The sequence below is a fragment of the Sphingomonas sanguinis NBRC 13937 genome (assembly GCF_001591005.1).
Taxonomy (GTDB): domain Bacteria; phylum Pseudomonadota; class Alphaproteobacteria; order Sphingomonadales; family Sphingomonadaceae; genus Sphingomonas; species Sphingomonas sanguinis.
The window spans coordinates 15,361-27,552 of the sequence record NZ_BCTY01000048.1 but is presented as its reverse complement, the minus strand read 5'-3'; the positions used below and the strand labels follow the sequence as shown (position 1 = coordinate 27,552).

The 12,192-nt window shown below is 69.3% G+C and carries 13 protein-coding genes; 2 read left to right on the top strand and 11 right to left on the bottom strand.

The window, feature by feature from the left end; translation table 11 throughout:
* Positions 1–19: 19 nt before the first annotated feature.
* The 5 genes from SSA01S_RS15630 to SSA01S_RS15610 form a co-directional block, all read right to left on the bottom strand.
* Complete coding sequence (locus SSA01S_RS15630) at positions 20–1,267, bottom strand: adenosylmethionine--8-amino-7-oxononanoate transaminase (RefSeq protein WP_061781114.1); 1,248 nt, start codon at positions 1,265–1,267, stop codon at positions 20–22.
* Complete coding sequence (bioD, locus tag SSA01S_RS15625; protein WP_061781113.1) at positions 1,264–1,884, bottom strand: dethiobiotin synthase; 621 nt, start codon at positions 1,882–1,884, stop codon at positions 1,264–1,266. The genes SSA01S_RS15630 and bioD overlap by 4 nt, the downstream gene beginning before the upstream one ends.
* Positions 1,881–2,990, bottom strand: coding sequence for an 8-amino-7-oxononanoate synthase (locus tag SSA01S_RS15620; RefSeq protein WP_061781112.1), 1,110 nt, complete (start codon positions 2,988–2,990; stop codon positions 1,881–1,883). Before SSA01S_RS15620 ends, bioD begins: the two co-directional genes overlap by 4 nt.
* Before the next feature lie 69 nt (positions 2,991–3,059).
* Positions 3,060–3,788, bottom strand: a complete 729-nt coding sequence (locus SSA01S_RS15615; RefSeq protein WP_061781111.1) for a class I SAM-dependent methyltransferase — start codon at positions 3,786–3,788, stop codon at positions 3,060–3,062.
* Between the two features lie 4 nt (positions 3,789–3,792).
* Positions 3,793–4,221 carry a GtrA family protein gene (locus SSA01S_RS15610; protein ID WP_419722827.1) on the bottom strand — a complete coding sequence of 143 codons (429 nt, stop codon included), beginning with the start codon at positions 4,219–4,221 and terminating at the stop codon, positions 3,793–3,795.
* Between the two features lie 77 nt (positions 4,222–4,298).
* Between SSA01S_RS15610 and SSA01S_RS15605 the strand changes: the two genes are divergently transcribed.
* Positions 4,299–6,068 (top strand): hypothetical protein, encoded by a 1,770-nt coding sequence (locus SSA01S_RS15605; protein ID WP_061781110.1) that lies wholly within the window; start codon positions 4,299–4,301, stop codon positions 6,066–6,068.
* Positions 6,069–6,103: 35 nt separating this feature from the next.
* On the opposite strand, the gene SSA01S_RS15600 is transcribed toward SSA01S_RS15605, so the two are convergent.
* From SSA01S_RS15600 to SSA01S_RS15585, 4 genes are read right to left on the bottom strand one after another with little or no spacing between them, the layout of a single operon-like run.
* The gene (locus SSA01S_RS15600; protein ID WP_058717286.1) at positions 6,104–6,727 is read right to left on the bottom strand and encodes a MarC family protein; all 624 of its coding nucleotides are present in this window, start codon (positions 6,725–6,727) and stop codon (positions 6,104–6,106) included.
* A gap of 4 nt (positions 6,728–6,731) precedes the next feature.
* Positions 6,732–7,610, bottom strand: a complete 879-nt coding sequence (gene folD, locus SSA01S_RS15595) for a bifunctional methylenetetrahydrofolate dehydrogenase/methenyltetrahydrofolate cyclohydrolase FolD (RefSeq protein ID WP_061781109.1) — start codon at positions 7,608–7,610, stop codon at positions 6,732–6,734.
* Positions 7,607–7,909 carry a DUF167 domain-containing protein gene (locus SSA01S_RS15590; protein ID WP_061781108.1) on the bottom strand — a complete coding sequence of 101 codons (303 nt, stop codon included), beginning with the start codon at positions 7,907–7,909 and terminating at the stop codon, positions 7,607–7,609. Before SSA01S_RS15590 ends, folD begins: the two co-directional genes overlap by 4 nt.
* A complete protein-coding gene (locus tag SSA01S_RS15585) occupies positions 7,909–8,220 on the bottom strand; it encodes a YggT family protein (protein WP_056438920.1) in 312 nt (103 codons plus the stop codon). Before SSA01S_RS15585 ends, SSA01S_RS15590 begins: the two co-directional genes overlap by 1 nt.
* Before the next feature lie 121 nt (positions 8,221–8,341).
* Here SSA01S_RS15585 and SSA01S_RS15580 point away from each other — a divergent pair, with 121 nt between their 5' ends.
* On the top strand, positions 8,342–10,186 hold the full coding sequence (locus SSA01S_RS15580) for an AsmA family protein (RefSeq protein ID WP_082795136.1): 1,845 nt from the start codon (positions 8,342–8,344) through the stop codon (positions 10,184–10,186).
* A 2-nt stretch (positions 10,187–10,188) separates the two neighbouring features.
* Here the strand turns inward: SSA01S_RS15580 and SSA01S_RS15575 are convergent, their stop codons facing one another.
* Complete coding sequence (locus tag SSA01S_RS15575; RefSeq protein WP_061781106.1) at positions 10,189–11,166, bottom strand: NAD(P)H-dependent glycerol-3-phosphate dehydrogenase; 978 nt, start codon at positions 11,164–11,166, stop codon at positions 10,189–10,191.
* Positions 11,163–12,188, bottom strand: coding sequence for a tRNA (adenosine(37)-N6)-threonylcarbamoyltransferase complex transferase subunit TsaD (tsaD, locus tag SSA01S_RS15570; RefSeq protein WP_058752054.1), 1,026 nt, complete (start codon positions 12,186–12,188; stop codon positions 11,163–11,165). Before tsaD ends, SSA01S_RS15575 begins: the two co-directional genes overlap by 4 nt.
* Positions 12,189–12,192: the final 4 nt, after the last annotated feature.

Sequence of the window (12,192 nt, the reverse complement as noted above, 5' to 3'; positions counted from 1 at the left end):
TGCAAGGGGAGGAATAGGCTTAACGTCCGAAACGATCGATCGCCTCCGCTATGCCGGTCCACACTGTACCGAGCTGTTCCGGCGTGATCGAATAGGGCGGCATGACATAGACGGTGTTGCCCATCGGCCGGACGAGCAGGTCCCGCTCGCGGAAATGGCCGAGCAGCCGGGGGGCGAGGTCGGAGAGATAATCCTGCCCCGCGCCCAGCTCGAACGCCGCGATCGTGCCGAGCTGCCGGGGGTTGCGGACCGCCGCCTCGCCGCCGATCGCCGCCAGATGCCGTCCCTGCGCCGTGGCCAGCGCATCGATGCGCGCCTGCACCGGCTCGTCGCGCCAGATCGCCAGATTGGCCGCCGCCGCCGCGCAGGCGATGGGGTTGGCGGTATAGCTGGACGAGTGGAAGAACTGCTTCGACCGATCGGTTTCCGACCAATGCGCCTGGAAGATCGCCTCGGTCGCCAGCGTCACCGCCAGCGGCACCGCGCCGCCGGTCAGCCCCTTGGACAGGCACAGGATATCGGGCACCACCCCCGCCTGCTCGCAGGCCAACAGCGTGCCGGTACGGCCCCAGCCGGTCATCACCTCGTCGGCGATGAACAACACGCCGTGGCGGGCGCAGATGTCGCGCATCGCGGCCAGCGTCTCGGGCGTGTAGAAGAGCATCCCGCCCGCGCCCAGGACCAGCGGCTCGACGATGAACGCCGCCGCGCCCGCCCGGCACTCCGCCTCCAGCGCGTCGAGCGTGGCCTGCGCGTCACTGGGAAAGGGAATGGTGCCGACATCGAACAGCAGCGGCGCATAGGCGCGGTTGTACACGCCACGCTCGCCGACCGACATCGCGCCGATCGTATCGCCATGATAGCTGTGCTCGAGCACCAGGATACGGTCGCGCGGCTCGCCGCGGTGGAGCCAGTAACCCAACGCCATCTTCAACGCGACCTCGACCGCAGTCGAGCCGGAGTCGGAGAAGAAGACCCGCGTCAGTTCGGGCGGCGTGATCCGCACCAGCTCGGCCGCGACCTCCTCGGCCGGTTCATGGGTCCAGCCCGCGAAGATGATCTGGTCGAGCTTGCCCGCCTGCGCGGCGATGGCGGCGCTGATACGGGGGTGGTTGTGGCCGTGCGTCGTCACCCACCAGCTGGAGATGGCATCGATGACCTCGCGCCCATCGACCGTGGTCAGCACCGCGCCGCTGGCGGTGGCGACCCGGGGGATGGGCTCGCCCAGGCCGTGCTGGGTAAAGGGATGCCAGACCGGCGAGGTCATCGAAAATCCTCGACGTCGAAATTCGCGGCAAAAGCTTCCGCCAGTGTCTCGCGGGACAGGTTGGCGAGGCGAGGTAGACGGCCAAGCCGCTTCACCCCGCCGATCGCGGCGATGGTCGCCTCGCTGTCCTCCACCGCGTCCCCGACAAACGCCACGCCCAGGATCGGCACCCCGCGCGACCGCAGCGCCTCGATCGACAAGAGGCTGTGGTTGATCGTGCCCAACCCGGTCCGCGCGACCAGCACCACCGGGCGGCCCCAATGCGCGAAGAGGTCGGCGAAGAGCATCTGCCGTGTCACCGGCACCAGCACCCCGCCCGCGCCCTCCGCGACCAGCAGACCATCGACCTGCGGCAGGGCGAGCCGGTCGCGATCGATCTCCACCCCGTCGATCTCGGCCGCGCGATGCGGCGAACAAGGGGTCTTCAGTCGATAGGCCGAGGGCAGGACCGGACGCCCGCTGAGTGCAGCAACCGTCTCGGCATCGCCATGCCCCTCCTCATCGGTTCCCGCCTGGACGGGCTTCCAATAGTGCGCGCCCAGCGCCCCGGTCAGCGCGGCGGCAAAGACGGTCTTGCCGATTTCGGTATCGGTGCCGGTGACGATGACGGCGCTCATGCCTGAACCTCTTGCAGTGCATGGTCGAGGGCCAGGATATCCGCGTCCTCGACGTTCAACGTGATGGAAAGCCGCAGCCGGGCCGACCCCACCGGCACGGTCGGCGGGCGGATGCCGCGAATGTCGAAGCCGCGAGCCTGCAACGCTTCGGCGGCGCGCATGGTACGGCCATTGTCGTGAAGGATCAGCGGCATGATTGGCGTCCCCTGTGCCAGCGCGCCGTGCGGCCCCAGCCGCTCGCCCGCCAGCGCGATCCGGTCATGGAGCAGCGTCCGCCGCTCGGGCTCGTCGGCCAGGATGCGCAGCGCCTCGCGCACCCCGCGCGCCATCAGCGGCGAGGGCGCGGTCGAGAAGATGAAACCGCGCCCGCGATTGACCAGATAGTCGCGCACGATGGCGGGTCCGGCGACCAGCGCGCCCTCACACCCCAAGGCCTTGCCGCAGGTGTGGAGCGTGACGACCCGCTCGCCGGGCGTGGCCAGCCCCTGCCCCCGCGTCCCGAAGACGCCGGTGGCGTGCGCCTCGTCCACGATCACCATCGCATCGTGCCGCTCGGCCACCGCCATCAGTTCGGCGAGCGGCGCGGTGTCGCCGTCCATCGAATAGAGGCTTTCGACCGCGATCCAGATCGTGCCCTTGCCGCCCTGCGCACGCCAGTCTCGGATCGCCTGCTCGAAGGCGGCCGGATCGTTATGCGCCGCCGCCACGGACTGTGCCCGCGACAGCTTCATCCCTTCGTGCATGCTGGCATGGACCAGCGCGTCATGGACGATCAGGTCACCGCGCTGCGGCAGCGTCGCCAGCAGCGTGGCGTTGGCGGTATAGCCCGACGAGAAATAGAGGCTGGCCTCCGCGCCGAAAAAGGCGGCGGCTTCGGCCTCCAGCGCCTCATGCTCCGGGTGATTGCCGCGCAGCAGCCGCGACCCGCCCGAGCCGACGGGCACGCCCCGTTCGATCGCCTCGGCGATGGCGGCGGCGAGGCGCGGGTGGCTCGCCAGCCCCAGATAGTCGTTGGAAGCGAAATCCCGGCCGCGCTGCGGGGCCAGCGCCCGCAAACGGTCCCGCGCGGCCAGTCGGGCCAGGTCGGCGCGATGAAAGTCCAGCATGGGGGCTTCCCTAACCGGCCGGGTCGGGGAGCGGAACCATGTTTGTGAACGATTCCCTGGCCTTCGTCGTCAGACCGGCTCCGCCAGCGTCACGATCGACACGCCCGGCGTCATCGGCGCACGACCGACCAGATGCCGCTCCAGCCGGAAGATCGCCTCGAACGCCTTGTTCAGCGGCGCGGGCGGCGGCGAATCGTCGCTGTCGTCGCGGCCGGTCAGCCGTCCGGCGATCCGCGCGGCGGCCGCCAACGGGAAGAGCAGCGAGTTGAAATAGGTCAGCTTGCGGGGTTTCAGACCCGCCTTCTCGATCGCCGAGACCAGCGTCCCCTTGGAATAGCGGCGATGATGATGATTCACCACGTCGTGCGCCGACCACATCCACTGGTGCGCAGGGACCGCGATCAGGATCTTGCCACCCGGCTTCAGACAGGACTTCATCGCGGCGAGCGCGGCGACATCGTCCTCGATATGCTCGACCACGTCGAGCACCGCGATCAGGTCATAGGCCCCGCGCTCGATCCCCGGCAGTTCGGGCAGCGGCGCGGCCTCGACCGGCTTGCCCAGACGCTGCGAGGCGATCTCGCGGGCGGCAGGGTCGATCTCGATCGCGTCCACGCTGCCGAAGCTCGCCAGCATGGGCAGGTTGTGGCCGGTGCCGCAGCCGATCTCCAGGATACGGGCCTGGCCGGGAAGCTTGCCGTAACGGGTTAGGTAATCGGCCAGGATGTCGCGGCGGGCGCGATACCACCAATGGGTGGAATCATGCGCGGCCATGCGGTCGTAAACGATACGGTCCATGAACTTATCCGAAGACCCATTGGCGGTTGAGCGCGAAGGTCGCGATCGGCGTGATCGTGACCACCGGGATCAGCGCGACCCAGGGTTGTTGATGCAAGACACTGGTCGTGAGCCAGGTGAAGACGGCGTTGAGGACCAGTCCGAAGCCCTGGACGACAAGGAATTTCAGATGCTGCCTGCCGCTGGAATCGCGGGTGCCATGCCCGCGAAAGCTCCAGGCGCTGTGCAGGAAGAAGCCGACGATCACCGCGACCAGAAAGGCGGGCGGCACGGCGAGCACCGCTTGTGTCTTCGGCAGGACCCAGGCGGTCAACGGCAGATAGACCGCCGAATAGACGACCGTCGACAATCCGCCCGCAATGCCGAACCGGATGATCTGGCCCAGCATCCCGCTGTCCCGCATCTGCCCGATCCGATGGTGAAGAAGTGCCAACGCGTCGCCAACCTTGCCCTTTGCGCCGCCCACGATAGAGCGAAGCCTTGGTCCTGCGCCTTAAGCTGCGGGCGGGTATGAGGGAAGCGTCTTTGGAACGTCTGCGGGACGAGATGGATCGCAACTGGCGGCGCTGGGTGCTGGTCGCCTGGGTCGCGGTCGCCGCCTGGTACATGTACGATCGCTGGGGGCAGATCCGCTGGTGGTCGCTGGGCGACACCGACGACAATATGCGGCTGATGCAGGTGCGGGCCTGGATGGCGGGACAGGGCTGGTACGATCTGCGCCAGTATCGGATGAACCCGCCGGTCGGCTTCGACATCCATTGGAGCCGCATCATCGACCTGCCGATCGCAGGCCTCATCCTGTTCTTCCGCCTGTTCACCACCCCCGCCTGGGCCGAGCGACTCGCCTGTGGCCTGGCGCCGATCCTGCCGTTGTCGATCACCATGCTGGCGATCGCGGCGACCGCGCGACGGCTGATCGCGCCACTTGCCTGGCCGTTGGCGATGGTCCTGCTGTTCTGCGCGGGCGCTACCCAGCTGATGTACATGCCGATGCGCATCGACCATCACGGGTGGCAGCTAGCGATGCTGGCCGTCACCGTAGCGGGCCTGTGCGACCCGCAAGCCAAGCGGGGCGGTGCGCTGGTCGGGCTGGCGAGCGCCGTGTCGCTGGCGATCGGCCTGGAGATGCTGCCCTATTCGGCGATGGCGGGGGCGATCCTGACGCTCCGCTGGGTCTGGGACCGGGACGAGGCCGAACGGCTGGCCGTCTATGCGTTGACGCTGGGCGGCGGCAGCGCGGCGGGGTTCGCGGCCTTTGCGTCCAATGCCAATTACGCCATGCGCTGCGACGCGCTGACCCCGGTCTGGCTGTCGGTGACGGTCGCGGCGGGGGCGCTGCTGTTTCTGCTCGCGCGGATCAACCCGGCGTCGCGCGGCGCGCGACTCGGCCTGGCGGTCGTCGCGGGTGCGGTGATCGCGGGCGGTTTCGCCAGCCTGTTCCCGCAATGCCTGACCCGCCCCGAACAGGTCAGCCCCGAGCTGCAGCGCAACTGGCTGAACAACGTCCGTGAGGCCAAGCCGATCTACAAACACCCGCTGCGGGTCGCGATCCCGATGGGGATCATGCCGGTGATCGGGATGATCGGGGCGATCGTCGCGGCGTGGCGGCGGCGGACGATCGGCTGGACCGCCGTGGCGCTGTTCACCATTTTTGCCTGCCTGATGCTGTTGTGGCAGGCGCGCGCGGCCCCGGCGGCACAGATGCTGGCGGTGCCCGGCATCGCGGCACTGCTCTGGATGATCCTGCCGCTGCTGTTGCGCCTGCGCTCGCCGCTCCTTCGCGTGCCCGCCATCGTGCTGGCGGTGCTGGTGCCGACCGGGATCGCGGCGGCCTGGATCGTTCAGTATCTGCCCTCGGCCCAGCCGACCGCCTATGCCAACCGGGTCAATCGCGCGACCGGGCAGTGCGTGCGCACCTCGGTGCTGACGCGGGTCAACGCCTATCCGGCGGCGACCGTGTTCACCTTTGTCGACCTGGGCCCGCGCCTGATCGTGACGACGCATCACAATGCGATCGCGGGGCCCTATCACCGCAATGGCGATGCGATCCTGGACGTGCAGCACGCGTTCCAGGGCAATGAGGCACAGGCCCGCGCGATCATGAAGCGGCACGGCGCGACCCTGCTGCTGATCTGTCCCGACATGGCCGAGTCGACCAACTACCGGGCTCGGGCCCCGGGCGGATTCTACGACCGGCTGGCGCATGGCTGGCAGCCGAGCTGGCTGACCCCGCTGCCGCTGCCCAAGGGTTCGCCGCTCCGGCTGTACCGGATCAGCTAATGGCGATTCCTCCCCTGCAAGGGGAGGAATTAAGTTCACTTCAGGCTGACCATCACCCCGTCGATCACGAACTGCACCGCCAGCGCGGCGAGCAGCACGCCCAGCACGCGGGTGATGACCGCCTCGATCTTGGCGCCCAGCAACCGCATCAGCGGCCCCGCCGCCAGCAGCGCGATCAGCGTCAGCAGCAGGATCGACACCATCGCGCCCAGCACGACGATCGACGCCTCCAGCCCCGAATTGCGGCTCATCAGCAGCATGACGGTCGCGATCGAGCCGGGTCCGGCGATCATCGGCATCGCCATCGGGAAGATCGACACGTCCTCCGCCTCGTGCGGATCGTCGGCGACCTTGGCGGCGCGGTCTTCGCGCCGCTGGGTACGCTTCTCGAACACCATCTCCAGCGCGATCAGGAACAGCATGATGCCGCCCGCGATGCGGAACGCCGCCATCTCGATGCCCAGGCCGTGGAGCAGCGCCTCGCCGAACAGCGCGAAGACGAACAGTATGATGGCGGCGACGGTGACCGCGCGGATCGCCATCGCCCGGCGATGCTGCGGCGTCGCCCCGGCCGAGAGGCCCGCATAAATGGGGGCGCAGCCCGGCGGATCGATCACCACGAAGAAGGTGATCAGCGAGGAGATATAGAGTTCGAGCACGGCCTTACAGCGCCGTCTGGTCGATCGCGACGCCCTCGCGCCGACCGGCCGAGACCAGCGTGTTGCGCAGCAGGACCGCGATCGTCATCGGCCCGACGCCGCCCGGCACGGGGGTGATCGCGCCCGCACGCTGTGCCGCCGTGTCATATTCGACGTCGCCGACCAGCCCCGTCTCGGTGCGGTTGATGCCGACATCGATGACGCTGGCACCGGGCTTGATCCACGCGCCCTTGACCAGGCCGGGCACACCGACCGCCGCCACGACGATATCGGCGCGGCCGACCACTTCGGCCAGGTTACGGGTGCGGCTGTGCGCCACCGTCACGGTGCAGCTTTCGCCGAGCAGCAGCTGCGCCATCGGCTTGCCGACGATGTTGGAGCGACCGACGACCACGGCGTCCATGCCCGACAGGCTGGGATGGACGCTCTTGAGCAGCATCAGGCAGCCGAGCGGGGTGCAGGGCACGAAGCCCTCGCTGCCCGTCGCCAGTCGCCCCGCATTGACCGGGTGGAAGCCGTCGACATCCTTGTCGGGGTCGATCGCCTGGATCACCGCCTGCGCGTCGATCTGGCCCGGCAGGGGCAGCTGGACGAGGATGCCGTCAACCGCAGGATCGGCGTTCAGTTGCTCGACGAGGGCCAGCAACGTCGCCTGATCGGTGTCGGCGGGCAGGCGATGCTCGATGCTCTCCATGCCGGCCTCGCGCGTCGCCTTGCCCTTGGAGCGGACATAGACGCTGGAAGCGGGGTCCTCGCCGACCAGCACGACCGCCAGGCCGGGCGCGCGGCCGGTCGCTTCGCGGAAGGTCGCAACCTGGGTGGCGATACGGGTGCGGAGGCCGGCGGCGAACGCCTTGCCGTCGATGATCGTGGCGCTGTTCATGGGTGATCGCCATAAAGCGCCTGGGCGATACGCGCCAGTGTATGCGGGTCACCCGCGACGTGCAGCCGCTTCAATCGCGCGGTTTCACCTGCGATGATCGTCACCGCGCGCTTGGGCACCCCGAAATGCTTGGCGACCAGCGGGACCAGCGCCGCATTGGCCGCGCCGTCGACCGGCGGGGCGGACAGGCGGGCGGCGAAATGCTCCTCCGTGCCCGCGCTCAGCGCATCGCGCCCGCCACGCGGCGTGACCCGAACCGCGATCCGAATCCCGTCATCGCATGGGGTCCAGGCGGGCATCAGCCGACGACGACCGCGCCCCCGTACATCGCATTGGCGATCGCGGTATCCAGGATCTTGCCCAGGATGATGACCGCCAGCAGCACGACCATCGGCGACAAGTCGAGCGCGCCGAAATCGGGCAGGATGCGCCGGATCGGGCGATAGAGCGGATCGGTCATCTTCTGCAGCGCGTACCAGACCGAACGGATGAAATCGTTCGAGGTGTTGATGACGTTGAACGCGATCAGCCAGGACAGGATCGCCTGCACGATGATGATCCACCAGACGACGTTGAGCAGTATCTGAAGAATCTGAAGGATGAGGACCAACGTGGGGGCTCCCGAAAACGGATTTCGCCATATCTAGGGCGCGGGCGCGTCGGGAGCAACATGCGGCCATTCTGGTCCTGACGCAGGCGGAACGAACGCCGCCGTCACGCGTCGCACCATCATGACACAGGTTGGGGGATGGCCGCGCTGGACGCGGGTGGCGGCGGGGATGCTGATCGGGATGCCGCTGCTGCTCCTATTGATACTGGCGGTCTTTCCTTGGGGTGTGCTGCGCAGCGCCGTGTGTCGCGCGGCGACCGAGCGGTTCGGGCGGCCGGTGACGATCGGGTCGGTCCACCGGGTCGACAGCATCGGCTTTCATCCCACCATCGCGGTCGAAGAGCTGAAGATTCCGCAGGCCGGTTGGGCCGGTCAGGGCGATTTCGCGCGCGTGAAGCGGGCGGAAATCCGTTTTTCTGTCTGGCCCTTGCTGCGCGGAGCTTTTGTCCCGGAGGATATCCGCGTCTCCGGCCTGCGCCTGGCGCTGGTCCGCGACAAGCAGGGCCGCACCAACTGGTCACGCCCCGGCGAGCCCGAAGAGGGCGGCAGTTCGACCGATCTGCAGGGGCTGACCGTGACCGATGGCGTGGTCAGCTATCGCGACGCCAAGGAGGATCGCGAGGCCATCCTGAACGTCGCCGCCGATCCCGACAAGGGCGTTCGCGCCGAGGGACAGGGCAAGGTGCGCGGAACCCCCGTCCGCATCGCCTTTACCGGCGCGGCAGTGAAGCCCGGCCGCTGGCCCTTCACCGCGACCATCGCGGGCGACCGGCTGAATATGAAGGCGGTGGGCACGATGGACCGGCCGCTCGACACCGATGCGATGACGCTGGACCTGACCGCCCGCGCCGACGACCTGAAGCGGATCGATGCGGTGATCGAGGCCGGGCTGTTTCAGACCCGCGCCGTCGCCCTGACCGCGCATGTCCGCCACGAACGCCCGCGCTGGACGATCACCGACCTGAAGGGGCGGATCGGCCGTTCCGACCTGGCCGGGCATCTGACCGTCGACAAGAAGGGCGGCCGTACGCTGCTGGACGGCGAAGTGACCGCGCGGCAGCTGGATTTCGACGATCTGTCCTCCGCGCAAGGCCGCGCCGAGGCCGCCGCGCTCGAACGCCGGATCGGGCCGCGTCTGGTGCCCAATACCCGGATCGATATCGGCAAGATCGACACCACCGACGGCACCATCCGCTTCAAGGTCGGCCGGGTGGTCAGCGCGCAAGGCCCCTCCGCCATCACCGGCCTGTCGGGGCGGATGGTGATGGACCATCAGCTGCTGACCATCGACGCCATCCGCCTGGCGCTTCGCGAGGGGCTGGTCACCGGGCAGGCGGTGATCGACCAGCGGAACGGCGCGAAACTCCCGACGCTCTCGCTCGACCTGCGCCTGCGCGGCGCAAGCGTCTTGTCGCTGTCGGGCGAGACGAAGATCACCGGCCGGGTCGCAGCGCGCGCCAAGCTGGCGGGGATGGGCGAGACGGTGCGGGATGCGGTGGGCCGCTCGAATGGGCGGATCGGGCTGGTCGTCGCCAATGGGACGCTGCCCGATCGTTATGCGACGGCGCTGGGCTTCGATGCGGGGGCGGCGTTCATGGGTGACAGCGGGCGGGCGACGTTACGCTGTCTGGTGCTGGGCGTGGACATGACGAACGGCACGGGCCGCGCCAATCCGCTGGTCGTCGACACCTCGCGCAGTCGGCTGGACGGGCGGGGGACCGTGTCCTTCCCCGACGAACGGCTGGCGCTGACCCTGACCGGCGCGCCGAAACAGGGCGCGACCCTACGGCTGGCGGGCGCAGCGACGGTGGCGGGAACACTGGAAAAGCCCGACCTCGTCATCCCGAAAGAGGTGAAGTCGGTGGGCAACATCTTCAAGTCGATCGGCCGAGCGATCACCGGCGATACCGGCCCCAAGGCGCAGAACGCGGCCTGCGGGGCGCTGGCCCGGCAGGTGCTGCGCTAAGCCTATACGCCCTCGGCCTTGAGCGGCCGCGCTAGCAACGCCCCGATCACCTCGCCGACGGCCGCGCCCTCCAGCAGGCGGCACACCGCCTCGCACACCGGCATGTCGACGCCCGCCTCGGCCGCCGCCTGGCGCAGCACGGGGGCGGTGAAGGCACCCTCCGCCACGGTGCGCCGGTCGGAGAGCAGGTCGGCAGCCGACCGCCCCTGCCCCAGCCCGACGCCCAGCGAGAAATTGCGCGAGGCGGTCGAGGAACAGGTCAGCACCAGGTCGCCCAGCCCCGACAGTCCCGCCAGCGTCTCCGCCCGACCACCGCGCGCCAGCCCGAACCGCGTCATCTCGGCAAAACCGCGCGCGATCAGGGCGGCGCGGGCATTCTGGCCCAGCCCCGCGCCCTCCACGACCCCACAGCCGATGGCGAGGACATTCTTGATCGCGCCACCGATCTCGGCACCGGTCACATCGTCGGTGGCATAGGGCCGGAAATGCGGCGCGGCGAGACGCGCGGACAGGGCCTTGCGAAGCTCCGCCTCCTCGCACGCCAGCGTCACCGCCGTCGGCAAGCCCGCCGCCACCTCATGCGCAAAGGTCGGTCCCGACAACACCGCGATCGGCGCGTGCGGATGAATCGCCCGCGCGACCTCGCCGACCAGCCGCCGGGTCCCCGCCTCGATCCCCTTGGAGCACAGGACCAGCGGCTTGGGGCCCACCGGCATCGTCGCCAGCACCGCTCCCACGGCCTGGGCGGGCGTGACGACCAGCAGCGCGTCCATCTCGGCCATGGCGGCCGGATCGCTCACCGCCTCGATGCTCGGCGATAGCGCGATATTCGGCAGATAGAGCGGATTGCTGTGCGTGGTGTTGATCGCCTCGGCCACCGCCGGATCGCGCGCCCAGAGCCGCACTGGCCGATTACCATGCGCCGCGACCTGCGCCAGCGCGGTGCCCCAGGCACCCGCGCCGATCACCCCGATCCTCATGCCTTCACCCCCGCGCCGCGCACCGCTTCCGCCGCCGGATCGAGCGGCCAGCGCGCCCGCGCGGGCGTATCGAGCGGGTCGGTCAGCCCCTCACGGAACCGCTCGACACCCGCCCAGGCGATCATCGCGGCATTGTCGGTGCACAGCCAGAGCGGCGGCGCGACGAAGCGCAGGCCGTGCTCGGCGGCCAGCCCCTCCAGCGCGCCCCGGATCACGCCGTTCGCCGCGACCCCGCCCGCGACGACCAGCGCGGTGACCGGCGGCACATTCGCCAGCGCGCGGCGGGTGCGGTCGAGCAGGCAGTCGACCACCGCCTGCTGGAAGGAGGCGGCAATATCCTCGGGCGAATGATGGCCGATGGCGCGCGCCACCGCGCTCTTCAGTCCCGCAAAGGAGAAATGCGGTTCGGCCGATCCCTTGAGCGGCCGGGGCAGCGGCACGGCATGGGGATTCCCCTCGCGCGCCGCCGCCTCGACGCGCGGACCGCCGGGATAACCCAGGCCCAGCAGCTTGGCGGTCTTGTCGAATGCCTCGCCCGCCGCATCGTCGATGGTCGTCGCCATCCGTCGATAGCGCCCGACGCCCTCGACCAGCAGCAGCTGGCAATGCCCGCCCGAGACCAGCAGCAACAGATAGGGATAGGCCAGCTCACGGTCCGACAGGCGCGGCGACAGGGCGTGGCCCTCCAGATGGTTGACCGCGATCAACGGCTTGCCCGCCGCATGGGCCAGTGCCTTGCCGGTGACCAGCCCGACCATCACGCCACCGATCAGCCCCGGCCCGGCGGTCGCGGCGATGGCATCGACATCGGCCAGCGTCACGCCCGCATCGGCAAAGGCGGCGGCGACCAGCGGCTCCATCGCCTCGACATGCGCGCGCGCGGCGATTTCGGGCACGACGCCACCGAACGGAGCATGCGCGGCCTCCTGCCCCAACAGGCGGTGCGCCAGCACGCGGCCGTCATCGGTGACAAGCGCGGCGGCCGTCTCGTCGCACGAGGATTCCAGTCCCAGGATCAGCATGGCC

Bases quoted from the DNA above. Each gene is read 5' to 3' on its own strand.
- SSA01S_RS15630 (WP_061781114.1), bottom strand. From the start codon at position 1,267: ATGACCTCGCCGGTCTGGCATCCCTTTACCCAGCACGGCCTGGGCGAG.
- bioD (WP_061781113.1), bottom strand. From the start codon at position 1,884: ATGAGCGCCGTCATCGTCACCGGCACCGATACCGAAATCGGCAAGACC.
- SSA01S_RS15620 (WP_061781112.1), bottom strand. From the start codon at position 2,990: ATGCTGGACTTTCATCGCGCCGACCTGGCCCGACTGGCCGCGCGGGAC.
- SSA01S_RS15615 (WP_061781111.1), bottom strand. From the start codon at position 3,788: ATGGACCGTATCGTTTACGACCGCATGGCCGCGCATGATTCCACCCAT.
- SSA01S_RS15605 (WP_061781110.1), top strand. From the start codon at position 4,299: ATGAGGGAAGCGTCTTTGGAACGTCTGCGGGACGAGATGGATCGCAAC.
- folD (WP_061781109.1), bottom strand. From the start codon at position 7,610: ATGAACAGCGCCACGATCATCGACGGCAAGGCGTTCGCCGCCGGCCTC.
- SSA01S_RS15590 (WP_061781108.1), bottom strand. From the start codon at position 7,909: ATGCCCGCCTGGACCCCATGCGATGACGGGATTCGGATCGCGGTTCGG.
- SSA01S_RS15580 (WP_082795136.1), top strand. From the start codon at position 8,342: ATGACACAGGTTGGGGGATGGCCGCGCTGGACGCGGGTGGCGGCGGGG.
- SSA01S_RS15575 (WP_061781106.1), bottom strand. From the start codon at position 11,166: ATGAGGATCGGGGTGATCGGCGCGGGTGCCTGGGGCACCGCGCTGGCG.
- tsaD (WP_058752054.1), bottom strand. From the start codon at position 12,188: ATGCTGATCCTGGGACTGGAATCCTCGTGCGACGAGACGGCCGCCGCG.